This window comes from Synechocystis sp. LEGE 06083, assembly GCF_015207725.1.
Taxonomy (GTDB): domain Bacteria; phylum Cyanobacteriota; class Cyanobacteriia; order Cyanobacteriales; family Microcystaceae; genus Synechocystis; species Synechocystis salina.
The window spans coordinates 1-23,035 of the sequence record NZ_JADEWJ010000010.1 but is presented as its reverse complement, the minus strand read 5'-3'; the positions used below and the strand labels follow the sequence as shown (position 1 = coordinate 23,035).

The window sequence follows — 23,035 nt, the reverse complement described above, 5'->3', positions numbered from 1 at the left end:
ATACCGTACTTAAACCCAAAATCTTTCCCTGTCGGCATTCGTTCCGTATCTATCCACAGGGGGGATACGCCTCATATTCCATAGGAGGTAAGCAATGAATTTACTCAACAAAACCGCTTTAGTGACCGGATCTTCCCGGGGCATCGGCCGGGCGATCGCCGAAGAATTGACCAAACAAGGTCTAGGAAAAATTATCCTTGTGGCCCGCAACCACACCAGTTTGCAAACATTGGCTGACGAGCTCGAACAACGACATCCTGGATTACAGGCCATTGCCTTGCCCCTGGACCTAACCCAACCCGTGGCCGTTAATACGGCGATCGCCAGAACTTGGCGGGATCATGGCCCCATTCATTTATTGGTCAACTGTGCCGGGGTAGCCTATCAAAATCCCTTTCTCCATAGCCGCTTCCCCGACGTTTACCAAGAAATTTCCCTCAACTTAATGGGGCTATATTGCATCACCCGTTGCGTTGCCCGGCGCATGGTTTCCCAAAAAGAAGGCACCATTGTCAACGTTTCTAGTTTGATGGGCAAAGTGGCGGCCCCCACCATGGCCACCTATTCCGCCACTAAGTTTGCCATTCTGGGCTTTAGCCAAGCTCTGCGGGGGGAATTGGCCCGCCATAACATCGCTGTGGTTACCCTGTTACCTACCCTCACCGATACGGATATGGCCAAGGGTCTGCAAAAATTCCGCTGGGTCAGAGCCATGACCGCTGGCCGGGTAGCCCAATCCTTGGTCAAAGGTTTAAAACAAAACCGCAGTGAAATCTTGGTGGGTTGGCAGAGCCATCTGGCGGTGTGGTGTCAACGCTTTGCCCCTCGATTATTGGAGCGGGTACTGTTGCTGGCTACCCCCCAATCGGTTTGATCCCCTCCCAGGGATAGACTCTCTACCTGGGAACCTAGGACTCCATGGCGAAGTTTGCCTTTTCCCCATCAACTCGCCAAATTGCCGGTAAGTTTGGGGGATGGGCAAAATCATTCTCCGTCATGGGGCACTAGGCGATTAGTTACAAGGACGACTCAACGGCCATACTGATCGCCATCGGGAATCCACCTCAGCAGTCCAAACCTAATCCTTCTTTGAGGAAGTTTGGATCAATTCAATTTTGTAGCCGTCGGGATCTTCCACAAAGGCGATGACGGTGGTGCCGTGCTTCATCGGACCCGGTTCCCGCACTACTTTGCCCCCCTTAGTTCTGATTTTGTCGCAAGTGCCATAGATGTCTTCCACCCCCAGGGCAATATGACCAAAACCATTACCCAAATCGTATTTATCGGTGCCCCAGTTATGGGTTAACTCAATCACCGCATTATCCGATTCCTTGCCATAACCCACAAAGGCGAGGGTAAATTCCCCACTGGGATAGTCTTTTTTACGCAGTAAATTCATTCCCAAAATGTCACAGTAAAATTGCAGGGATTTGTCTAAATCGCCCACCCGAATCATGGTGTGTAGTAAGAACATAAGTTTTTAATAAGCTAAGTTTGGCCAACAGGCAGATCCTAACAAAATCTTGGCGATCGCCTTTGGATTTGGTCTCTCCAGTTTTTGGTGGTGGTGAACCGTTGTCACAGCTCCTAAAAAGGATTGCCAATGAGGGAAAAGCTGGCCCAATAGTAGGGATGGGATAATTCAGGATTGCCCACGGTTAAAAAATCATCCTCCACGGCGATCGCCCCCCGGGACACCTGTAATTCCCCCCCCTGGAGGGCAATTTCCCCGTTAATCATCTTAATTTGGGCTTCTTGCAGAGCTTTGGCTTTGAAAGAATTGGCCTTTAACTGCCAGTAAAATTCACTCATTAAAGCCATGGTGCCCAGGTCACTCACCCGCCATAAACTACCCAGGGCTGATTTCACCCCCGATTGCAGAGCTAAGCCCACAAAGCCCAATTCCGCTTGGGGATTACCCAGGGCGGTGGTGCAGGCACTGAGCACCAAAAGATCAACGGGGGGATCCTGCCATTGTAAATTCCTAATTTCCTTGAGGTTCAAACGACTATTGACAAATTGAATGTAGGAGTCGGCGGGAGAACCGGTATTAAATTCTGCGTGGGTGGCCAGATGCACCAAGGCAAAGGGCTGTTGTTGGCGGGCCGCTTGCAAATTTTTTACGGTGAATTGTTGGTTTAGTATGGCAACCCCAGGCCAGGGTTGGGGGGTGATGTTAGCAATCTCCAAAGCTACTCCCGGTAACGGTTCAGCGTCACTAAATTCGGAAGATCCCATGGCGAGAATCTCTGCCTGGCTGAGGTCGGTGGGGCCCCACTCGGTCAGGTTAAAGCCGGGAATGCGGGTGATGGCATATTTTTCGGCTAAAAACTGTTCTCCATCGTAGAGGGCGGCAAAGGGCAGAGAGCGCAGTTTCGGGCCGACGCAAAAAATTAGGGTGTCAATGCCATGGGCTTTCAATTCATCCGCCAGGGGAGCAATCAACCAGTCATATAACTTTTTGCCGGTGGCCCGATAATTTTGGTTGCGGGGATCACTCACTTGCAGAGAAAACAGTTGCACGGTGGCCAACAGATTTTGTTCTGCCGTGTTCAACACCTTCACCCCCACCGGTGGGCGATCGCCAGTTAATAAACAAATGGAAACCCCTTTTTCTTGGGGATTAATCCAAAAAATGGCCGCTTTTTGGCCAGTTTGTTGCTGGAGGGCAGCTAATTTTTCCCCAATTTCCTTGGTGGTTAGACCCAGGCTGGAGAAATCTTCCTGAAAATAATCTTCGTAAATACCAGCCCATTTACTTTCTAGATCGGTAGTTAGCTCATTAACCTGTTGGATATTCAGGGCATTACTAGGTTGCAAACTGACTACAATCGGGGACGAAAAGTTTACCTGAGCCTTTACCCAGGGGACAAATCCCAGGAGGAGAAATAGGCCCAGGAGCATTCCGGCGGCGAACCGGCCCCATGGGCCAAAGGGAAATGGGAATTTCTTGAATTTACTCACAACATTTCCTCAACTTTAGTAACAATGGCTTGGTGTAGTTGCTCCACCGACAAGCTAGCATCCAGACGACAGCATTGACCGGGGTAATGGGCAAAAATCCTCTCGTAATTTTGATGCACACTGGTGAGCTTTTCTCGCTGTTCGTAGCATTCCCTGGGGGATTGATCCTTCTGTTGCTGGCGATCGCCAAGGCGTTGTAGGGCCAAATCCACAGAGAGGTCTAGGTAAATTACACAGTCGGGGTGGGGAAAGGATTGATTTAAGCGTTGGACAAATTCCCAGTCTGCCTCGGTGTGGCAATTATAGGCGAAGGAAGAAAAGTAGTAGCGGGTGGTAATTACATGGCATTGCCGGGCCAATTGTGACTCCACTCCGTCCCCTGGATTGTAAAGATGATAATGGCGATCGGCGGCGAACAAATACCCCATTTGAGCTTCAAATTGTTGGGCATCATTGTAGGCAAACAAATCTCCTTGTAAAGCTTGACGAATTAAGCGACCGACAGGGCCGCTGGTTGGTTCGGGGCTAAGCACAGCCGCCATGCCTTGGCGTTGGAAATGGGCCCACAGAAGATCGCCTTGGGTTGTTTTCCCTGATCCGTCAATGCCTTCGAGCACAATAAATAATGCCGCCATAACCTTTGCCAATCTTCCCCGCTAAAGTGTTTCCATTCTTTCCAAGTGGGCTTTGATTTCCCTTGGCGATCGCCAGACTGGGCGCAGTAGATTCTGACTATACAGGGATAATTGGTCGCCGTTATGGGGGGAATCCGGCTGGCTAGCATTGCCATAGACCAAAATGCTCTGGCCCCTAGGGCGATCGGCAAATTCCACTAGGCTGAGGTAACTGTCCCCGGCCAAGGCCTGGAATCGTTGGTTGGCAATGGTGCCCAGGGTCAACACCCGAAAACTTCCTAGGTTACTGGGAGCCCCATTGGCCGGGGAGGTAAAATTCCCTGCTTGCATCTGCACTACTTCTCCCCAACTAACCGCCAGGTCATCGTAGAGAAACTTCACCTGGGCCGCCACCCCTTCTAGCACCGCCATGAACTTATTAATGTCCGCCATGCCGCTGGGGGTATGAAGGGGATCGCTTGGGTCCCAGGTTCCCCCCAGTACTTTATCGGCCCCAATGGTCAGGGCCCAGAGCATAAACAATACCGCCCCCCGACTATCGGGATTAGCCTGTTTGTCCCAAGCCTGGAGTACCTCCGCCGCTTCAATGCCAATGGGATTAGCCAAGGCTTTGGCCGCCGACACCAACAAAGGCACAATGCGATCGCCCAATTCCATCTGACTGTTGAGGGCCTTTTGCTTAAATTGCTCAAAGGTCAAGGGCGGCGTATTTTCTAGTAGTTTAATGGAGCGTTGGGTCCGCAACAAAGCTGGGGCAAAACTCAAGTCCGGCGCGGCCAGATTAGGGGGATAATTCGCTGCCTCTAGCTCCGGGGGAAACGTGCTGGTCCAGGGGGGATCGTTACTATTTTGCAGCCAACCACTGTTGGGGTTAGTCAGCTTGGGCAATTGTTCATAGCTGTAGTAATCAGAGTTTAAATCGGTACTGCTGTTAATCGGTTGCAGACGGTCCCAATCTTGCCAACTGCCTTCCCTGATGGGAGTCAACGTATTGTAAAGATAAAAAATATTACCCTGGCGATCGCCATAGAGCACATTGAACATGGGAATTTGCTGCTGTCGCCAGGCCCCTTCGAACTGCTCCAGGTTTTGGGCTTTACCCATGCGCAAAAATTGGCTGATGGCACCACTGCGCTCCAAACCGGGAATTTGTAGGGTGTAGGCCTTGCCTCCCCGTTGGGCCACCACCATACCCGCCGCACTGCCTAGGGTTTCCCATTGCAGAGTTTGGTAACTACCATTGCCCTGGAGAATATTGATTTGGTGACTATGGCGATCAAATGATTTAACTTCCCCGTCCCATTCATAGCCCCCTTCTGTCAAAGTGAGGGCATATTTGCCGACGTTATGGGGATAATTGACTGTCAAGCTCCAGCCCAGATTATTGTTAAAACCCATGGCCGGCACAGGGGTTCCCACAAAGGCTGCCCCGGTTAAATCCAGACCAGGGGCCACCAATTGAGCTTCCGTGAGACGGAACTGCCCCCCCCAAGGTAAGTGGGGATTAATCAGTAATAAGCCATGGCCTGATTCACTTTGCTTCGGGGCGATCGCCCAGGCATTGGAAGCAATGGGCACATTCTCGGCGGGTATTTGGTTCGCAAGACTAGCAATGGCTTGGGGGCTAGTAACAAATTCAAACAGCAATAATCTCTGCACATGGGCCACCACATCCTGGGCGGTAATGGGCAGTACTTGGCGTAAACTAGGCTGACTGAAATCGGGATGTTGTTGAAAATAGTTATTAATACCCTGGGCAAAACTTTCCAGGTCACGGCGCATGGCCGGGGTTTGGGCATTTAACCACACTGCCGATCGCCGGGGAATGTTCATCGTGTGCACATACTGGTCATTATCCAGGTAATCGATGCCCCAATATTCCGCCCCTTTGCCCCTCGCTTCGCCGTACAGGGTGAGGAGTAAATCCCCGTGGCCCTGGGCCTGGGCCCAACCGAAAGCTTCCATTAACTTGGTTTCATTGGGGGCAAAAATATGGGGTACTCCCCAGCTATCCCAAAAAATTTCTGTTTTGTTATTGGCCCAGACCGGGTTACCAATGCCCAATCCCAGCGCCAGCACAAATAGCAACACCAGTCCTACGCCCCGCCGTAATGTACCCCTTAATTGCACCAGCATTCGTCCTGAAAATCTCCGTTGGCGGTTCAATTCTAAACGAAACTAGAATAGGGGTTTAATAATTTTGATCAGAGTTTGGGCGGTTTGTTGATATTCTTCCTGGTCAAACATTTGGCTGGCCAGGGCGTTGAGCTTAATTTCCACCTCGTTGGGTCGTCTACGACTCAGGATAAGTTGCTCCACGAGGTCGTCTAGGGCATAACTACGCACCAAACTCCAGTCTGGGTTATGTTCGTCCCAACTTTGAAACAGCACCGAAAACAGCAAAACTTTTGCCCGTAAGGGATTGGTATATTGCATAATCTCCGAGCGGATCTCAAACAGGTCGTATTCCTTCTTTTCAGTTTGGACTTGTTGGAGGGGAGTACCCGGGGGAGAAGGCACCACAGCCCCCAACACCGTTAGAATTGGTTCACTTTGACGGGGCTTAGGGGGGGGAGCCGGTATGGGCAAAGCGTCAAAATCGACGATGGATGTTGCTTGAGCCTTATTTGCCGATACGCCAGGGGAAGGGGCCATGGTCAAATTGGTTTGGGGTTCATTCTCTAGCACGGGAGCGTGGCCAACTTGGTGGGACTCTCCATCGTAAAGAACCTGCATTTGTTCGAGGATCAACTTGGCGATCGCCAGATAGAAAGTGGATTTGTTGATATTGTTGACAATTTGGCTAAAGCCTTCCTTTAACTGACTAGGGGTGGGGTAACGTTGCCGTAACTCCAACAATAAATTGGCTAGCCCCACCTCTTCGATGGCCTGGAGATTGTTTTCCCAATAACCCCGGGCCACAGCAAAAACTAACTTTTGAATGCGGACCTGTTCTCGGTGCTGAACCAGAATGTGGGCTATCTGGGTGGCCTGATATTGGGGGTCCACCACCCGATGCACCGGAGTTGGGGATTGATTTGCAGGGGACACTGCGGCGATCGCTCCTTCTTCACCCTTGGCAGCCTCTGGAATGGCCGTTTCCCCATAGGCTGTATAAATTGGCCCCAACTGATCCAGTATGGTTTTGGCCACCGCCGCATAAGCCTTGGGACGGTTGAGGGTTTTCACTAGCTTATAAAGGGAAAAAGTAAACTGCTCAATCGTCGGTTTCTGTACTACCAACTCTGCCAATAGGGCATCCAAACCATTAGTGTCGAGCACATTGGGATCGTTTTCCCAGTATTTTTTCGACAAACAAAACAGTAACTTCTTGATCCTTTGCCCCTCATCCTGTTCTTCAAGATAGTGGGCTACATCAGCCAGAGCACTAGGGGGAATAGACATGGGAGCAAAAAACAACCAAAAAAACCGGCTTAATTAATTATGACAATGGAACCCGCCCATACCCAAGCTTAACGGAATATGGTCAGAAAAAAAGTAGCCGTCCTGCAATCAAGACAGCTACCGAAAGAGGCTTGGGAACGCACCGAAAATCCTAATCGTTTTGCAGAAACAAAGGAATGCAGTTTAGTGGACGACTAGCTTCACATTGGCATTTTGTAAGCCCCGTTGTTTTACCTCAGTTAAGGTTTGGTTAACGGCGTACTTTTGGTTGATGGAATTGATCAACTCAGTCTGATTATGTTTTTTGGCCACACCCCAAAGATCAGCGATCAAGTCGAAGGAACCATCACTGTTGCGGGACCAACCTAAATCGTAATCACCATCTAAAACGGCCACAATGTCAGCCCGGATGCGTTGGCCGTTGTAGCCCCGCACATCAGCTTCGGTCTTGGTGGTGATACCGAGGTCATTAAGGGAAGATGTTAAAACTTCAGCGTTCGTGATCTTAGTACGGAGAGTGCTGAAATGAGACATGGTGGATTTCCTCCAGAGAAAAAAGTCAACAACAACAATCGAGAAGTGGGAAATGCCGCCATAAAAACGGCTTATCTTAAACTACTAACCCTTGGGTTAGTCTTTGCTCCTGCAACAAACAGGAGAAAGCTTGTTAGAACTCCAGTCGCTGATATTCAGCCACGGAAGCGGAGGCAGGCCGGGCCCTTTGTCGGGCCCAATCTCGAAGCGCGGTGACCTGCTCTACCATGGTGCGCGACAGGGGCAACGTCGATTTGATCGCTGCAATAATGTCGAGCTGGTTAAATTCTCTTTCTTGGGCAAAGGCTTCGTACATGGCAGCTACGATCGCCTGCTCAATTTCGGCTCCGGAAAAACCGTCGGAGGTGCCGGCCAATTCCCCCAGATCAAAACGGGAGGTATCTTTACGCCGTTTATGGAGGTGGATACGGAAAATGGCTTCCCGTTCTTCCGCAGAAGGTAGGTCAACGAAAAAGATCTCGTCAAAGCGCCCTTTGCGGAGAAATTCCCCCGGCAGGCGATCAACCCGGTTAGCCGTAGCCATTACAAATACCGGCGAGGTCTTTTCTTGCATCCAGGTGAGGAAACTACCAAAGATCCGACTGGACGTACCCCCGTCAGAGTCTCCAGAACCGGCTCCCCCAGCAAAGGCTTTGTCCAATTCATCAATGAACAAAATAGCTGGAGAAATGGACTCGGCGGTTTTCAGGGCATTGCGGAGATTAGCCTCCGATCGCCCCACCATGGAACCGTCATAGACGCGACCCATATCCAAGCGCAGCAGGGGCAAACCCCAGAGCCGGGAGGTGGTTTTGGCAATGAGGGACTTACCACAACCGGGTACCCCCAGAATTAGCATGCCCTTGGGTTGGGGCAAACCGTATTCCCGAGCCCGCTCGGTAAAGGCGTCGGAGCGCTGGGTCAACCATCTTTTCAGTTCCTCCAGTCCCCCCACGGCCCGGATGGTTTCATCCTCCTCAATGTAATCAAGGATGCCGTTGCGACGGATTAACTGTTTTTTCTCGGAGAGAACAATTTCTACCTCCCCTTCGGTTAACTGTCCAGCTTTGACGTAGGCTTTGCGATAGACCTTTTCCGCCTCATCCTTGGTCAATCCCAGGGCTGCCTTCAGCAGTTTTTCCCGGGAATCTTCCCCCAAGGCATGGCGAGATTTACCCAACTGTTGCCCCAGCACCCCATCGAGGGTAGCCAAATCGGGCAGGGCAAAATCCAACACCACCACGTCCTTTTCCAGTTCAATCGGAGTTTCCTGATAGGGGGACATGAGCACGATCGCCTTTTCTGTGCCCTTAAAGCTGGCGATCGCCTCCCGGAGCCACCGGGTCACCGCCGGGGAAGAAATGAAAGGATGGAGGTCTTTGAAAATGAAAATGCCCGGTTCCTGGCGCACCACCCACTCAATGGCCGCCTCGGGGGAGATGGTATTGTGGTGGGTTTTCTGTTGGGTGGCACCGTATTCCCGGAAGCCATGGGTCACAGTCCAAACAAACAACCGTTGATGCTGGGTGACCTCCTGAACGATGCGGTACACCGCTTGCTCAGCCCGCTCTTCCTCGGAAGTAACGAGATAAATCAGGGGGTATTGAGCTTTCAGGAGTACACTCAGCTCTTCTTGCATGGGTTCGACCAAAAATTGAGGGAAGGAATGAACAGGAAATCAATGCGAATGATTTTGCTTAGAGATAACCAAAGACTGGTTAACTCAGCAGGGAATCAACATTTTTTCCCCATCGACATCGGCAGTCACCGGAGCATCCTCCACCAGAGGGAGGGAAGACTCTTCGTTATCGTTCAGGACACTGGGCTGATCCTTCAAGGACATCATCTGACCGTCCCGCATCACCATAGCGGCGTCGCATTCGGGGCAGATATGCACCTGATGGGTTCTGCCATAGGTTGACTTTTCTTCGGCTTCGACCTTGTCCGGGTGCTTGAGGTAAAAATCAATGGCCCGTTCTACGATCGCCGACATAGATTCAGCGTCAATGGCTGAGCGAATTCGGAGTTGCCGATGGATGCCCGGCGGCATATAAAGTGTGACCTTTTGCTTGTCCTGCATATCACTAATGATTAGGTTACCCATCGGGTATAGTACCCCAATTTAATCACGCGCCACTATCCTGTCAAGCCACTAAGCCACTATGACTGCATTTTTGTAATATTTCGTTACAAAGACTAAATTGCTAAGGAAACTGTCGCTTCAATTACAATCTCTGCCCCCGTTTCCTTCCAAGCTGAATAATGGGACCGTGGCCAAGGGTTAGCGGCTGTAGTTTACAAAAGACCTCCACCCCTAAATAGCCGATAAATAGCCAAAAACTAATTAGCAATGGCACTATGGCCCAAGCCCAGACCACCATCGATGGGGAACCATGCAACTTCAGAGCTACGACCCAGGCAATTTTTACGACGAACTTTTTTCCGCCCCGGGGCAGCCCCGACCCCAAGCAGCTCCCCTGATCGATTGGATGGGGCAGTTATCGCCGGAAATTCTCAGGCAACACCATGAAACGGCCCAAATTGCTCTCTTTAACCTTGGGGTCACTTTCCGGGTTTACAACGACGACCAGGGGGTGGAGCGTATTTTCCCGGTGGATATTATTCCCCGCATCATTGCTGAAGCGGAATGGCGATCGCTAGAAAAGGGATTGAAACAACGCATCAAAGCCCTGAATTGTTTTTTGACCGATATTTACGGCCCCCAACACATTGTTAAAGACGGCATTATGCCCCTGGACATTGTGGAATCCGCCAGTGGATTCCTTAAGCCCTGCATCGGCATCAAGCCCCCCGCCGGAGTTTGGTGTCATATCACCGGCACTGATTTGGTTCGGGATGGCAAGGGTCAATGGTTTGTGCTGGAAGACAATCTGCGGGTACCCTCCGGTATTTCCTACGTTTTGGAAAATCGGCGAGTAATGAAAAGTACTTTCCCTGACATGTTCCAAACCATTCCCATCCAACCGGTGGACAGTTACCCTAGTCAACTTTTGGAAACTCTGCTTAACCTGGCCCCGCCCCATTTGGCAGCCCCGGTGGTGGTGGTGTTAACCCCGGGTATTAATAATTCCGCTTACTTTGAGCATTCTTTCCTGGCCCAACAGATGGGGGTGGAATTGGTGGAAGGACGGGATTTAGTGGTGGCCGACGGCTATCTACAAATGCGTACCACTAAAGGTTTACAGCGGGTGGATGTGGTTTATCGTCGCCTGGATGACGATTTCATTGACCCAGAAGTATTCCGTCCCGATTCCCTTTTGGGGGTAGCGGGCTTAATGGAAGTGTATCGCCAAGGACGGGTAGCCCTGGCCAATGCGCCCGGCACAGGGGTAGCGGACGACAAGGTCATCTATGCCTATGTGCCGGAGATGATCAATTACTACCTCAAAGAAGAACCTCTTTTGGCCAACGTCCCCACCTACCTCTGCTGGCGAGAAGAGGATAGAAATTATGTGCTAGACCATCTGGCGGAATTGGTGGTCAAATCCGCTAACGAAGCCGGGGGCTACGGTATGTTGATGGGCCCCAGTGCCAGCCCCCAGGAAAGGGAGCAGTTTGCCGAACGCATCCGCCATAATCCCCGTAACTACATTGCCCAGCCGGTGCTTAATCTCTCCCGGGTGCCCACTTTGATTGGTGATCAGGTAGAAGGTCGCCATGTGGATCTCCGTCCCTACATTCTCAACCGAGGCGATGAAATTTACGTCCATCCCGGTGGTTTGACTAGGGTAGCTCTGCGGAAGGGATCTTTGGTGGTCAACTCTTCCCAAGGGGGAGGTAGTAAGGATACTTGGGTGCTGCAAGGTTCCGGAGAGTAATGGCTTTTCTTACCTTGACAACCGGGCGATCGCCAAAGCACCGGCAACGATCTTGGTAGAATGGCAAATGTGTCTTGGATTACCGTTGCGATCGCCACTGTCCCCGAACAAATATGTCTCTATTTGATTGGTTTGCCAACCGTGAAAAAGCTGAGCCCCCCATGCTCCAGCCCCAATCCCCCCAGGAAAGGGAGGTGGCCGATGGGCTATGGACTAAATGCCCGGCCTGCGGTGTGTTGACCTATACCAAAGATTTGCAAGGCAATTGGCTGGTGTGTGCCGAATGTGGACACCATCTCCGGGTGGACAGTGATGAGCGGATTCGCCAGTTGATTGATGCTAAGACTTGGCAACCCATCAATGAACATTTGCAACCCACCGATCCCCTCAAATTTAAAGACCGCAAATCCTATAAAGACCGTATCCGCGATACCCAAAAAGCAACGGAATTGACCGACGCAGTGCAAACTGGCCACGGTCGCCTCGACGGTCTGCCGATCGCCCTGGGGGTAATGGATTTCCGCTTTATGGGGGGTAGTATGGGCTCCGTGGTGGGGGAAAAACTCTGCCGCCTGATTGAGTATGCCACCCTGGAAAGACTGCCGGTGATCATCATCTGTGCCTCCGGTGGGGCGAGAATGCAGGAAGGCATGTTGAGCCTCATGCAAATGGCCAAGATTTCTGGAGCATTGCAAAAACATCAGGAGCAAAGGTTACTTTATATCCCCGTGCTCACCCATCCCACCACCGGCGGGGTAACTGCAAGTTTCGCTATGTTGGGGGATTTGATTTTGGCAGAACCCAAGGCCACCATTGGTTTTGCCGGGCGACGGGTCATTGAGCAAACATTGCGAGAAAAGTTACCCGACGATTTTCAAACTTCTGAATACTTAATGCACCACGGTTTTGTCGATGCCATTGTGCCCCGACCCCAACTGAAAAGAACCTTGGCTCAGTTGATTAGCCTCCATCAACCCTTTTATCCGATTTTGCCCCCCCTCAATGCTGACCCCAAACAAGTTAACCCGGAGTTGGTACTCAGCCATACGGCCCTGGCGGTGGACAATCAAATTTCCGTCAATCAAGATAGTTAAGTAATCATTAGTGACGGTGATTCAGTTTGGCAAAAGGACTAGAATTCAATGGGTTCCCATTCGCTACCCTTGATGGCAAAATGCTGCTCCGGACTAGGCAACTGCTAGAACATGGAAATAATTACGTTGGCGATCGGTGGGGCAATTGGTTTTGGCATCGGGGCGATCGAACGGTTTCGGCTCAATAAAAAAATTAAAAAATTACTCACCGGACTACCGGATACCGAGGAGGTTTCCCATTCCCTGTCCCTTGTTTCCTTGGTGCGGCGAGAAATCAATCATTTAAATGATCTCTGTGCAGAATATTTAGACACCATTGCCCATTGGCGGGGAGTGATGTCCCTTTCTCCCCTCGGTTATTTGTTAATTGATCAGGAAAATAACTTGGAATGGTGTAATCCTGCGGCCGAGAGTTTACTACATATTCGCCATTGGCAACCGGGGGAACGCAGACTCTTTTTGGAGTTTATTCGCTCCTATGAGTTAGACCAATTAATTGAGCGTACCCGCCAAACCCAGACAAGCCAAACTCGGGAATGGTCATTTTTCCCGCCCCTTACCGCCGCCATGGAAAGTCGGGAAAATAGCCGTCCCCTAACGCCAGAATCAATTTTTCTCAGGGGGTCGGGGTTTCCCCTCAAAGAAGGCAAAGTGGCCGTATTTGTGGAAAATCGCCAAACCTTGGCGGCCCTGCGCCAGGGTAGGGACCAAGCTTTTTCCGATCTGGCCCATGAGCTAAGAACTCCGTTAACAGCGGTGGCTTTAATTGCAGAACGTTTACAAACCCGATTACCTGCCGAAGATGGGGCTTGGTCAGAACGGTTACTGAAGGAAATTTCTCGCTTGCAAAATTTGGTGGAAAGTTGGCTCCATTTGACCCAAATTACCGCTAATCCCAATCTCTATCTGGAACCGGAACCAACCAATTTACGCCATTTGCTTTCCCTGACTTGGGAGCGTTTAACCCCGATCGCCGTGGTGAAAAATATCACCCTGGATTATCAAGGGCCGCCGGAGTTGAACCTAGAAGGGGACGGCGATCGCCTTATGCAGGTCTTGATGAACATTTTGGATAACACCCTCAAACATAGTCCACCGGAGGGAGTAATTTTTGTCCACGGGAGCCTGGGGGAACAGGGCATTACCATGACAATCCGGGACCAGGGTTTAGGTTTTCAACCGAGGGATTTGCCCTATATTTTTGAACGGCTTTATCGGGGGGATAGTTCCCGAGCCCGCCTACATCCCGAAAGTCAACGCCATGGCAGTGGTCTAGGTTTGGCGATCGCTAAGGAAATTGTGCTGGCCCACGGAGGAAATTTAACAGCGGCTAATTATGAAACTGGCGGAGCAATGTTCACCATTAAATTGCCCTATCAACTCAATATGGATGAAAATTCCTAGGTGTGGAGGCGAATCTTCTCAAATTTACTCAGGCACCAGAAATCTAAGGAAAGGGACGTTAGGGTATTTTTTGCGGCCAGAGCAGATTTAAACTGCTTCTAGTGATCTTGGAAAGGGCATGCAAAGTTCCCCCTCAGGTTGAAGGGAGACAGATATAAGTCCCCAGTATCAGGAAATTTAGAGGGCAAACTAAAACTTTGTAACCAGGCTCTCAGTTTGACAGGGACGTTAGCTAAACTTAGATCGAAGATAGATTATTGAATGGGATTTATCTATGCTTGAAAGTAGAGCAACGGGCTATGAACCGCTGTATAAGCTCAAGAGCATCGCCCCAAATGTTTGGATTGCCGACGGGGGATGGATCAGATTTTATGGAATGCTCTTTCCCACTAGAATGACGGTCGTTAGGTTAGCCAATGGTGATATTTGGGTCCATTCACCCATTGCCAATCAAGAAGGTCTGGCTGATGCGGTCGCTGCCCTCGGTTCTGTTCGTCACCTCATTGCGCCAAATTGGATTCACTATGCTTGGATTCCAGCATGGCAGTCTCGTTTTCAAGAGGCACTCACATGGGTTAGCCCCGGAGCAGTGGAACGTGCTGCAAGTAAATCAATCAAGTTAACTTTTGATCATGAATTAGGCAATGAATCCCCAAGCCAATGGTCAGGGGAATTTGAGCAGCGACTGGCCGACTCAGATTATCACAGGGAAGTGATTTTTTTTCATCGTAAAAGTAAGACCCTGGTTTTGACTGACCTGATCGAGAATTTTGAGAGCGATAAAATGCCTTGGTGGATAAGGCCTCTGCTAAGACTAGGGGGAGTTTGCGATCCCAATGGAGGAATGCCCAGGGACATAGCAGCTAGTTTCCGGCGATATCCAAAACATTTAAGAGATTTGGTTGATACCATGATTGCCTGGAATCCGGAGCGGGTGATTTTGGCCCATGGTCGTTGCTATCTTACCGATGGCACTGCTGAAATAAAACGTGGTTTTGGTCGGCTAAAATAACTTTTACATCCAAGCTAACTATGTTTGTCATTGGATTATCTGTCGGGGCTAAGCTCTTAATAAAGTCTTTCAAGAGAAATTCCAGGTTTCGTATTTGGCGTTGACACCACTCTAAACTACATTAACAGTGCTTACCGCTCTTTCTTGAGCCTGGGAGTCAATCGTTTGGCTTTGCTCCATGAAACCCCCTGTCTTAATTTTATTTAAAGCAGCCATATCTAAATTTTGCAATTACTAACTACTGCGCTATTGAGTGAGGATTAAGCAAGGAATATCAAGTGGAGATTACCTCTTGATTAGTCAGGCCACAGGTTAGTAAGCGCAGACCGTATTCAATGCCTTCCACCACAGCTTGGTAGGACGCTTCTAAGATGTTGCCCGAGACCCCCACCGTAGTCCAACGCCGATCGCCATTGCTGGATTCCACTAGCACACGGGTTTTGGCCGATGTGCCGGCCCCCCCATCTAAAATCCTTACTTTGTAATCGGTGAGGTGAAAATCGGCAATTTGGGGATAAAAACGGGTTAAGGCTTTACGCAGAGCTTGGTCTAGGGCTGATACTGGGCCATTGCCTTCCGCCACTTCCAGGATATTTTGCCCATTGACAGTTACTTTCACCGTGGCTAAAGCATTACGGTACGCGGGGTTTTCCGCTGGGGTGAGCAGGTCACAGTGTACTTGGAAGCCTTGCACTAAAAATAGGGGTTGGCGATCGCCCATGGCCTGGCGCATCAGCAGTTCAAAGCTGGCCTCGGCTGCTTCAAATTGGTAACCTTGCTGTTCCAGATCTTTGAGGGTTTCTAAAATGGCCCGGCAGGCGGGATCTTGACGGTCTAAGGCAATACCGAATAACTCGGCTTTAGATAAAACATTGCTCAACCCGGCCTGTTCTGAGACCACAATACGCCGCTCGTTACCAACCACATCCGGGGCAATATGCTCATAGGTGAAGGGATTACGTTGCACTGCGGAGACATGGATTCCCCCTTTATGAGCAAAGGCCGATCTCCCCACAAAAGGAGCATGGTCATCGGGGGCTAGGTTAACCATTTCACTGATCAAACGGCTGGTGCTGGTGAGATGGGCTAGCTGTTCCGGTTTGATGCAATCGTAATCGAGTTTGAGTTGCAAATTAGGAATCAGAGTGCAGAGATTAGCGTTACCACAGCGTTCTCCGTAGCCATTGATGGTGCCCTGGACCATGGTAGCTCCGGCCTCCACCGCCAGGAGGGAATTGGCCACCGCCGTACCGCTGTCATTGTGGGCATGGATACCCAGTTGGGGTTGATGTTCAGATCGACCGTCCAACCCTAAACCCTGAAGGACTTTAATGGTAATTTCGCTAATTTGCCCCGGTAAAGTGCCCCCATTGGTGTCGCACATCACTAGCCATTCCGCCCCGGCCTGCTGGGCAGTGGCCAAGGTGGCCAAGGCGTAATCAGGATTAGCTCGATAGCCATCAAACCAGTGTTCGGCATCGTAAATTACCCGCCGCCCTTGACTGCGTAGATAGGCGATCGTGTCACTGATCATGGCCAAATTTTCCGCCAAGCTAGTTTGCAATCCCTCCAGCACATGCAGATCCCAGGACTTACCAAAAATGGTTACCCAGCGAGTTCCGGCAGAGAGAATTGCCTGGAGCATTTTGTCTGTTTCTACTGCTTTATGGGGCCGGCGAGTAGAACAAAAAGCCACAATTTCCGCCTGCTCCAAGGGCTCTTCCTGTAACTGCCAAAAAAATTGCACATCCTTAGGATTAGCCCCAGGCCAACCCCCTTCAATAAAGGGAATACCCAACTGGTCGAGGCGACGGGCAATGGTTAATTTATCGGTCAAGGACAAAGAAATTCCTTCCCGCTGGGCCCCATCTCGGAGGGTGGTGTCGTAGAGCCAAAGGGGATTGTTGCTAACAGTCATGGCAAATGGGGGAAAAGAAAATAGACACCGAGCCTATCTGTCTTCATTTTAGGTCGGTTTTTCGACGCCATACGATCGCCCGAAAAAACTCTCAACATTCACTTGTCGCCATTAAGTTGGGCCATTTTTTCTAGACCTAGTAACAGAGCTGCCAAACTGCCCGCCACCCTAATTTGTCCAGAAAAAATCTGCTCCCGCACGACGGCGATCGGCATTAACACCACTTCAATTTCTTCTGTTACATCCCAGGCCTTTTTGCCTGTGGGAGTCACATCGGGAGCAAGGAAAAGATGGAGACGGGATTGATCTTTCACGGGATTGTCATAAATGCACTCCAAATTGAGCAAACTGGCAATCTGGTAACCGGTTTCTTCCTCCAGTTCCCGACGAATGGCGGCGGTGGGACTTTCCTGGTCGGGGAAAAAGTTACCGGCGGGTAATTCCAGCAAAATCTCCTGCACCCCATGGCGATACTGCCGCACAAAAATAATTTCCTGTTGAGGAGTTACGGCCAAAACCATGACAATTTCCGGTCGCACATTAACAAAATAGTCATCAATCAAAGTCCCATCGGGCAATTGCACTGCATCCTGACGTACCCGACACCAGGGATTATCTAGCACCATCCGACTTTGGCAAATACGCCATTTTTGCAAATTACTGGGGGGAAGATGCCACATGGCTTTGGACTATTGCACCGGCAAAAATCTGGAGTCTAGTCAATCTTAAGCTCGAACGCCATGCTTAACCAAAGGTAAGGCAGAAAAACAGTCCTTTGACGATTGCAGTAAAGTCAACGCATTTAGTGGCAGAGCAGGAACAAGAGGATTATTTTTACCAGAGCAGGGTGTCCGTTGGAAAAGGCAAAGTTAGTTCTGCTGCAGGTATATCTCATTGGCGGTGTCAAATCCTAATAACTTAACCCAGGAGGGAGTGAATTAGGGTGCACGCTATCATCTTTTGTCTTCAGGGCGATCGCCTAACAGGACTGAAATTTATCACAATGGGCAGAAAACTGACAAAAACGAAAACAGGGAAGCCGGAGCCTCCCTGAAAATTTATGAGAAAAGAGTTGTTAGACCGCTAGATTGGCCTAGGGCAAGTCTTAGTAGTCGAAGTCACCACCGGGAGCACCAGCGGGGGCCTTTTCTTTTTCAGGCTTGTCGACAACGATACATTCGGTAGTCAAGACCATGCCAGCGATGGAAGCGGCATTTTGCAGAGCAGAACGGGTCACCTTAGCAGGGTCAACGATGCCAGCGGCCAGCATGTCCACATACTCCAGGGTAGCGGCATTGTAACCGACGTTGAATTCCTTCTCTTTCACCCGTTCGGAGACTACCGCACCGTTTTGACCGGCGTTTTCGGCAATCCGTTTGAGGGGAGCAGGCAGGGCCCGGGCCACAATCAAGGCGCCGGTTAACTCTTCGTCCTTGAGGTTCCCGCTGGCCCAGTCTTCCAATTGGGGAGCCAAGTGGGCCAGGGTGGTACCACCTCCGGGAACAATACCTTCTTCCACAGCGGCTTTGGTGGCGTTGATGGCATCTTCTAGACGGAGTTTGCGGTCTTTCATTTCGGTTTCCGTAGCGGCACCAACTTTGATTACCGCTACACCACCGGCCAATTTAGCCAAGCGCTCCTGGAGTTTCTCTTTGTCGTAGCTAGAATCAGTTTCGTCAATTTGACGACGGATTTGCTCACAACGGGACTTAACGGCGGCTTCATTACCTTCGGCAACGATGGTGGTGTTGTCTTTGGTGATGTTGATGCGACGGGCAGAACCGAGGCTATCCACAGTGGCGCTTTCCAGTTTCAGGCCAGCATCTTCGCTGATTACTTGACCGCCGGTGAGGGTGGCAATGTCTTCCAGCATTTGTTTGCGGCGATCGCCAAAGCCGGGAGCTTTTACAGCGGCCACGTTCAACACACCCCGGAGACGGTTCACCACCAGGGTAGCTAAAGCTTCTTTTTCAATGTCTTCGGCGATGATCAACAGGGGCTTACCTTGGCGGGCCACTTGTTCAAGGATGGGTACCAAGTCCTGCACCAAGTTGATTTTTTTGTCGGTGATCAAAATGCGGGGATCTTCAAGAACCGCTTCCATCCGTTCCGCGTCGGTGACGAAGTAGGGGGAAATATAACCCTTATCGAAGCGCATCCCTTCGGTGATTTCCAACTCGGTGGTCATGGACTTGCCTTCTTCCAGGGAAATAACCCCTTCTTGGCCTACTTTATCCATGGCATTGGCAATCATTTGGCCAACTTCTTCATCGTTACCGGCGGAAATGGCTCCTACCTGGGCGATCGCCTTGGAATCTCCCACGGGCTGGGCGTGCTCTTTGATCCGAGCAACAAGAAATTCGGTGGCTTTATCAATACCCCGCTTGAGGGAAATGGGGTTAGCACCGGCGGCCACATTCCGTAAACCTTCTTTGACAATGGCGTGGGCCAAAACCGTGGCGGTGGTGGTACCGTCTCCAGCCACATCGTTAGTTTTAGAGGCGGCCTGGCGAATCAAGGAAACCCCGGTGTTTTCCACGTGGTCTTCCAGTTCAATCTCTTTGGCGATCGTGATACCGTCGTTGATAATTTGGGGAGAACCAAATTTTTTCTCTAAAACAACGTTACGACCTTTGGGGCCGAGGGTAACGGCAACGGATTCTGCCAGAATGTCCATACCCCGCTCGAGGGCGCGGCGAGCTTCGTCGTTGTAGATGATGGATTTAGCCATAAAAGTAAAACCTCGTGGGCAGATTAATGGGATAGATGAATGGGTAAAAATCCTGAAAGCCTTAGCAAAGGTCAGGATCGGTAAGAATTAATAGACCTAGGCAACGGAGGCCAAAATATCTTTTTCAGTTAACAGAACATAGTCGTCGCCACCAAGCTTGATGTCGGTGCCGGCATATTTGGAATAAAGGACTTTATCACCAACTTTGACTTCCACAGGGGAGTAGGTGCCGTCGTCGTTGCGTTTGCCGGGGCCCACTTGCACCACTTCACCAATTTGGGGTTTTTCTTTCGCATTATCGGGCAACAAAATACCCCCAGCGGTTTTCTCTTCAGCGGGGCTTACTTTCACAAACACCCGATCGCCAAGGGGTTTCACAGTAGAAACATTAATGGTAATAGCGGCCATAGAAGTCATCCTCCAGATGATAGTCTTGCACGGTCAGTAGGGATTTTGGAGGGGGCTTAGCACTCCCACCTCACGAGTGCTAATTTAGCTAAATTGATCGACCCAGTGCAACACCCCAGTGAGTGTGGTTTCCCGAACTGAGGAGAAAAAATCGAGTTCTAGTTAGAGTCAAGATTGTCGCGAGGCGATCATTGATGTGGGCCAGGACTGTTACTTCTTTGACCGAACTCTTCCTAATGCATATCATGTATGTATGAGCTTTGAGTATGATCCCCAAAAGGCCAAAACTAATCAGCAAAAGCATGGCGTTTCCTTTGCAGAAGCTGAAATGGTCTTTTTTGATCCTCTTGCTATTCACGTTCTCGATCCTGACTCCGTCATAGAAGAACGTTTTATTGCAGTAGGAATGGGAAACACTGGCTCTATCTTCGTTGTTGTTTATACTTTGCGAGGGGCAATTATTCGCCTAATTTCAGCCCGACGTGCCAAGAAACAGGAGACAAAAACTTATGAGACAGGAATATGATTTTTCCGGAGGCAAACGGGGGGCTATGATCCCATCTCAGGGAAAAACCCGCATTACGATTTATCTGGATAATGACGTTCTAGACCATTTCCGGGCAGAAGCAGAGGCAAAAGGAATGGGTTATCAAACGTTAATCAATCAGGTGTTAAAGCAATCCATTCAATCCCCTTCGGAACAATCAATCACAGAAACAGATTTGAGACGTATTCTCCGCGAAGAATTGTCAGAAACACGCTAATCGGCGGAAATATCCCAGTTAATCGTCCCCCGACAGAAAATATTTCAATCAGGATGGTGAAAGCTCTTCCGGAAAGCGGACAATGTCATCATCCCCCAGGTATTCGCCGTTTTGTACCTCAATCATCACCAAGTCAATCACCCCGGGATTTTCCACCCGATGGGGGGTATTCATCGGCACATAGGTGGACTCCTTTTGGTTTAATAATTTCTCCTCGCCGTTACAGGTCACCTTGGCCGTACCCGACACCACCACCCAATGTTCACTACGGTGGTAATGCATCTGGGTGCTCATATGTTGCCCCGGTTTGACCACAATACGGTTAATCCGATAGCGGGGGCCCTCTTCCAACATGGTGACCATGCCCCAGGGAGGTGTGCGGGTCGTTTCGGGATGGTGCATGGGGGCTGGACTGGGAGCTTCAGGGGAATCATTCATGGTGGACAAACATCAAGCCAAACGGTGAAAAAGACCACGGACTTGCCTCAATTTTAAACTGCCACGGAATTTGCCGAGCAATCAAACAAACAACAAAAAAGCCCCGATCGCCAAGGTCAGAGCTTTTAGATATTTGGGGTAGGAATTGAAGCAACGATCAAAAGATCGAAAACAGCTGCAACAAAATTCCCGCTTAGTGATTACTGGGCCAAACGGCTAGTCTCATAGCCCCAAGTGGGAAAAGAATCAGCACCACTGCTGGCGGGGGCATCGTTGGATTCCTGACTGCGGCCGGCCAGGGAGCTTACCTTCACACAGTTGGGGGTAAACAGAAAAATGCTCTCACCAATCCGTTCTTGGTGGCCATCCATGGCAAAAGTACCACCGGCAACAAAATCCACCGCCCGTTGGGCCTCATCGGGGTCCATCACATTCAGATTTAACACTACCGACTTCCGTTCCCGTAGGGTTTGAATCACCTGGGGCATTTCATCGAAGGAATGGGGTTCGACGACGACCACCTCTGCCACACTGTTGTTGATGCCGGGCATACCAATCACGTTATTTCTTACTCCTGTACCAATAGGGGTGTCATTATTTAAGCTTAAAGGTTCCCGACTAATGCGGGGTAGAGGGGCAACTTCTTCTGCGGGCGGTGGGGCAGTGGTCACCGCTTGGGGCAACTCCATTTCTTCATCGTAATCTTCTTCGTACTCATCATGTTCACTGATGCCGACGAAGTCTTTTAACTTGGTCAAAATCATAGTTTACCGTCCGTATTTCCTGAGTAAAGTGAAAGGGGTTAATGGGATGAACCAGCCTCGTAACCAAGACTAGGAAAAAGATTGACCTAGACCATGGCAAACGGCATCAACCGCAGATATGCTTGGTAGATTGGGCTGCTCATCGGGTCAGGGAGGAAAGGAGCGGCAACTCAGTGGCGAGGAGCTACTAAGGTCAGGCCCTTTCTTTTTCAGTCAATAAATGACCGAATTCCAGTTTTCCTACCCCTGTCGTGACAATTTACCAAAATGTTCCTAACTTTTGTAGGTTTTTGCCGATATTTTACCGAGAATTTTTTGATTTTCCCCTGACAGAGGCCGAACCAGCAACCAAGGGCAGAAATCTAGGCAATGGGCACATATACCTTTAATTACTAGCATGAACTGGGCAAAAAATTAGCGTAAAAAGAGACGATAAACTGGATTATCACTCTCATCCCAATGACGGTAGCCTAGGTTAGCTAAAAATTGTTGCCACTGTTCCGTTTCTGCTGGGGGAACCTGCATACCAACGATAATCCTGCCATAGTCAGCCCCATGGTTGCGGTAATGGAACAAACTAATATTCCAGGCAGGATTCATACAACCCAAAAATTTCATTAATGCCCCCGGCCGCTCAGGAAATTCAAACCGGTACAGTAATTCCCGCTGGTTCTCCGATTGGGTCACCTGGGGAGGGCGGCCTCCCACCATATGACGTAGGTGGAGTTTGGTCAGTTCATCATCGGTTAAATCCAGGGTTTTAAAGCCTTGGCGGGTGAAGTTGGCGGCCAACTGGGAAGCATCACCACGATTTTGCACCTGAATGCCGACAAAAATATGGGCATCAGGGCCCTCCGCAATGCGGTAACTAAATTCAGTAATGTTATGCTTGCCTAACCCTTCACAAAATTTTCTCAAACTGCCCCTTTGTTCGGGGATAGTCACGGCAAAAATAGCCTCCCGCTGTTCCCCATATTCGGCCCGTTCCGCCACAAATCTCAGCCGGTCAAAGTTCATGTTGGCCCCACAGGCGATCGCCACTAGGGTTTGTTGCTGACAGTTTTCCCTTTGCACATATTGTTTGAGTCCCGCAATGGCCAAGGCTCCGGCCGGCTCCAAAATCTG

The 23,035-nt window shown here is 50.2% G+C and carries 21 protein-coding genes and 1 pseudogene; 7 read left to right on the top strand and 15 right to left on the bottom strand.

Annotated features, from left to right (window positions below):
• The first annotated feature begins 94 nt into the window (after positions 1 to 94).
• The gene (locus IQ219_RS01585; RefSeq protein WP_194019883.1) at positions 95 to 874 is read left to right on the top strand and encodes an SDR family oxidoreductase; all 780 of its coding nucleotides are present in this window, start codon (positions 95 to 97) and stop codon (positions 872 to 874) included.
• A gap of 204 nt (positions 875 to 1,078) precedes the next feature.
• Here IQ219_RS01585 and gloA read toward each other — a convergent pair whose 3' ends face one another.
• The 8 genes from gloA to IQ219_RS01545 form a co-directional block, all read right to left on the bottom strand.
• Positions 1,079 to 1,474 carry a lactoylglutathione lyase gene (gene gloA, locus IQ219_RS01580; protein WP_194071489.1) on the bottom strand — a complete coding sequence of 132 codons (396 nt, stop codon included), beginning with the start codon at positions 1,472 to 1,474 and terminating at the stop codon, positions 1,079 to 1,081.
• Between the two features lie 113 nt (positions 1,475 to 1,587).
• A complete protein-coding gene (locus IQ219_RS01575) occupies positions 1,588 to 2,820 on the bottom strand; it encodes a CHAT domain-containing protein (protein WP_228016626.1) in 1,233 nt (410 codons plus the stop codon).
• A 140-nt stretch (positions 2,821 to 2,960) separates the two neighbouring features.
• A complete protein-coding gene (gene tmk, locus IQ219_RS01570) occupies positions 2,961 to 3,599 on the bottom strand; it encodes a dTMP kinase (RefSeq protein WP_194071487.1) in 639 nt (212 codons plus the stop codon).
• A 21-nt stretch (positions 3,600 to 3,620) separates the two neighbouring features.
• Entirely contained in the window at positions 3,621 to 5,735 is a 2,115-nt protein-coding gene (locus IQ219_RS01565; protein ID WP_194071486.1) for an acylase, read from the bottom strand.
• A gap of 42 nt (positions 5,736 to 5,777) precedes the next feature.
• Positions 5,778 to 7,004 carry a hypothetical protein gene (locus IQ219_RS01560; RefSeq protein WP_194071485.1) on the bottom strand — a complete coding sequence of 409 codons (1,227 nt, stop codon included), beginning with the start codon at positions 7,002 to 7,004 and terminating at the stop codon, positions 5,778 to 5,780.
• 183 nt (positions 7,005 to 7,187) lie between these two features.
• The gene (locus IQ219_RS01555) at positions 7,188 to 7,538 is read right to left on the bottom strand and encodes a DUF1257 domain-containing protein (RefSeq protein ID WP_190597526.1); all 351 of its coding nucleotides are present in this window, start codon (positions 7,536 to 7,538) and stop codon (positions 7,188 to 7,190) included.
• 133 nt (positions 7,539 to 7,671) lie between these two features.
• Entirely contained in the window at positions 7,672 to 9,177 is a 1,506-nt protein-coding gene (locus IQ219_RS01550; RefSeq protein ID WP_190597524.1) for an AAA family ATPase, read from the bottom strand.
• An 84-nt stretch (positions 9,178 to 9,261) separates the two neighbouring features.
• Positions 9,262 to 9,642, bottom strand: coding sequence for a hypothetical protein (locus tag IQ219_RS01545; RefSeq protein WP_190597522.1), 381 nt, complete (start codon positions 9,640 to 9,642; stop codon positions 9,262 to 9,264).
• A 289-nt stretch (positions 9,643 to 9,931) separates the two neighbouring features.
• On the opposite strand from IQ219_RS01545, the gene IQ219_RS01540 reads away from it, so the two are divergent.
• The 4 genes from IQ219_RS01540 (at position 9,932) to IQ219_RS01525 (ending at position 14,887) form a co-directional block, all read left to right on the top strand.
• Positions 9,932 to 11,377 carry a circularly permuted type 2 ATP-grasp protein gene (locus IQ219_RS01540; protein ID WP_194071484.1) on the top strand — a complete coding sequence of 482 codons (1,446 nt, stop codon included), beginning with the start codon at positions 9,932 to 9,934 and terminating at the stop codon, positions 11,375 to 11,377.
• A gap of 113 nt (positions 11,378 to 11,490) precedes the next feature.
• Entirely contained in the window at positions 11,491 to 12,471 is a 981-nt protein-coding gene (accD, locus tag IQ219_RS01535; RefSeq protein ID WP_194019890.1) for an acetyl-CoA carboxylase, carboxyltransferase subunit beta, read from the top strand.
• A 111-nt stretch (positions 12,472 to 12,582) separates the two neighbouring features.
• Positions 12,583 to 13,875 (top strand): PAS domain-containing sensor histidine kinase, encoded by a 1,293-nt coding sequence (locus tag IQ219_RS01530; RefSeq protein ID WP_194071483.1) that lies wholly within the window; start codon positions 12,583 to 12,585, stop codon positions 13,873 to 13,875.
• A gap of 274 nt (positions 13,876 to 14,149) precedes the next feature.
• Positions 14,150 to 14,887 (top strand): DUF4336 domain-containing protein, encoded by a 738-nt coding sequence (locus IQ219_RS01525; protein ID WP_194071482.1) that lies wholly within the window; start codon positions 14,150 to 14,152, stop codon positions 14,885 to 14,887.
• 274 nt (positions 14,888 to 15,161) lie between these two features.
• Here the strand turns inward: IQ219_RS01525 and cimA are convergent, their stop codons facing one another.
• From cimA to groES, 4 genes are all read right to left on the bottom strand, one after another.
• A complete protein-coding gene (gene cimA / locus IQ219_RS01520) occupies positions 15,162 to 16,805 on the bottom strand; it encodes a citramalate synthase (protein ID WP_194071481.1) in 1,644 nt (547 codons plus the stop codon).
• 98 nt (positions 16,806 to 16,903) lie between these two features.
• On the bottom strand, positions 16,904 to 17,485 hold the full coding sequence (locus IQ219_RS01515; RefSeq protein WP_194019894.1) for an NUDIX hydrolase: 582 nt from the start codon (positions 17,483 to 17,485) through the stop codon (positions 16,904 to 16,906).
• 425 nt (positions 17,486 to 17,910) lie between these two features.
• On the bottom strand, positions 17,911 to 19,536 hold the full coding sequence (gene groL / locus IQ219_RS01510) for a chaperonin GroEL (protein WP_194019895.1): 1,626 nt from the start codon (positions 19,534 to 19,536) through the stop codon (positions 17,911 to 17,913).
• A gap of 96 nt (positions 19,537 to 19,632) precedes the next feature.
• Positions 19,633 to 19,944, bottom strand: coding sequence for a co-chaperone GroES (gene groES, locus IQ219_RS01505; protein ID WP_190597507.1), 312 nt, complete (start codon positions 19,942 to 19,944; stop codon positions 19,633 to 19,635).
• A 253-nt stretch (positions 19,945 to 20,197) separates the two neighbouring features.
• Here groES and IQ219_RS01500 point away from each other — a divergent pair, with 253 nt between their 5' ends.
• The gene (locus IQ219_RS01500; protein WP_194071480.1) at positions 20,198 to 20,470 is read left to right on the top strand and encodes a BrnT family toxin; all 273 of its coding nucleotides are present in this window, start codon (positions 20,198 to 20,200) and stop codon (positions 20,468 to 20,470) included.
• Positions 20,454 to 20,708: a BrnA antitoxin family protein gene (locus tag IQ219_RS01495; protein ID WP_190597505.1), complete on the top strand. Its 255-nt coding sequence runs from the start codon at positions 20,454 to 20,456 to the stop codon at positions 20,706 to 20,708. Before IQ219_RS01500 ends, IQ219_RS01495 begins: the two co-directional genes overlap by 17 nt.
• Positions 20,709 to 20,756: 48 nt before the next feature.
• Here IQ219_RS01495 and IQ219_RS01490 read toward each other — a convergent pair whose 3' ends face one another.
• From IQ219_RS01490 to IQ219_RS01480, 3 genes and pseudogenes are all read right to left on the bottom strand, one after another.
• Positions 20,757 to 21,146 (bottom strand): phosphomannose isomerase type II C-terminal cupin domain, encoded by a 390-nt coding sequence (locus IQ219_RS01490; protein WP_194071479.1) that lies wholly within the window; start codon positions 21,144 to 21,146, stop codon positions 20,757 to 20,759.
• Positions 21,147 to 21,346: 200 nt separating this feature from the next.
• Positions 21,347 to 21,910, bottom strand: coding sequence for a cell division protein SepF (locus tag IQ219_RS01485; protein ID WP_190597501.1), 564 nt, complete (start codon positions 21,908 to 21,910; stop codon positions 21,347 to 21,349).
• A 414-nt stretch (positions 21,911 to 22,324) separates the two neighbouring features.
• Positions 22,325 to 23,035: pseudogene (locus IQ219_RS01480) on the bottom strand (threonine ammonia-lyase, biosynthetic); the annotation flags it as partial.

Bases quoted from the DNA above. Each gene is read 5' to 3' on its own strand.
- IQ219_RS01490 (WP_194071479.1), bottom strand. From the start codon at position 21,146: ATGAATGATTCCCCTGAAGCTCCCAGTCCAGCCCCCATGCACCATCCC.
- IQ219_RS01545 (WP_190597522.1), bottom strand. From the start codon at position 9,642: ATGGGTAACCTAATCATTAGTGATATGCAGGACAAGCAAAAGGTCACA.
- IQ219_RS01495 (WP_190597505.1), top strand. From the start codon at position 20,454: ATGAGACAGGAATATGATTTTTCCGGAGGCAAACGGGGGGCTATGATC.
- IQ219_RS01555 (WP_190597526.1), bottom strand. From the start codon at position 7,538: ATGTCTCATTTCAGCACTCTCCGTACTAAGATCACGAACGCTGAAGTT.
- IQ219_RS01525 (WP_194071482.1), top strand. From the start codon at position 14,150: ATGCTTGAAAGTAGAGCAACGGGCTATGAACCGCTGTATAAGCTCAAG.
- IQ219_RS01515 (WP_194019894.1), bottom strand. From the start codon at position 17,485: ATGTGGCATCTTCCCCCCAGTAATTTGCAAAAATGGCGTATTTGCCAA.
- groES (WP_190597507.1), bottom strand. From the start codon at position 19,944: ATGGCCGCTATTACCATTAATGTTTCTACTGTGAAACCCCTTGGCGAT.
- IQ219_RS01500 (WP_194071480.1), top strand. From the start codon at position 20,198: ATGAGCTTTGAGTATGATCCCCAAAAGGCCAAAACTAATCAGCAAAAG.
- cimA (WP_194071481.1), bottom strand. From the start codon at position 16,805: ATGACTGTTAGCAACAATCCCCTTTGGCTCTACGACACCACCCTCCGA.
- tmk (WP_194071487.1), bottom strand. From the start codon at position 3,599: ATGGCGGCATTATTTATTGTGCTCGAAGGCATTGACGGATCAGGGAAA.
- IQ219_RS01550 (WP_190597524.1), bottom strand. From the start codon at position 9,177: ATGCAAGAAGAGCTGAGTGTACTCCTGAAAGCTCAATACCCCCTGATT.
- groL (WP_194019895.1), bottom strand. From the start codon at position 19,536: ATGGCTAAATCCATCATCTACAACGACGAAGCTCGCCGCGCCCTCGAG.
- IQ219_RS01530 (WP_194071483.1), top strand. From the start codon at position 12,583: ATGGAAATAATTACGTTGGCGATCGGTGGGGCAATTGGTTTTGGCATC.
- gloA (WP_194071489.1), bottom strand. From the start codon at position 1,474: ATGTTCTTACTACACACCATGATTCGGGTGGGCGATTTAGACAAATCC.
- accD (WP_194019890.1), top strand. From the start codon at position 11,491: ATGTCTCTATTTGATTGGTTTGCCAACCGTGAAAAAGCTGAGCCCCCC.
- IQ219_RS01540 (WP_194071484.1), top strand. From the start codon at position 9,932: ATGCAACTTCAGAGCTACGACCCAGGCAATTTTTACGACGAACTTTTT.
- IQ219_RS01565 (WP_194071486.1), bottom strand. From the start codon at position 5,735: ATGCTGGTGCAATTAAGGGGTACATTACGGCGGGGCGTAGGACTGGTG.
- IQ219_RS01485 (WP_190597501.1), bottom strand. From the start codon at position 21,910: ATGATTTTGACCAAGTTAAAAGACTTCGTCGGCATCAGTGAACATGAT.
- IQ219_RS01585 (WP_194019883.1), top strand. From the start codon at position 95: ATGAATTTACTCAACAAAACCGCTTTAGTGACCGGATCTTCCCGGGGC.
- IQ219_RS01560 (WP_194071485.1), bottom strand. From the start codon at position 7,004: ATGTCTATTCCCCCTAGTGCTCTGGCTGATGTAGCCCACTATCTTGAA.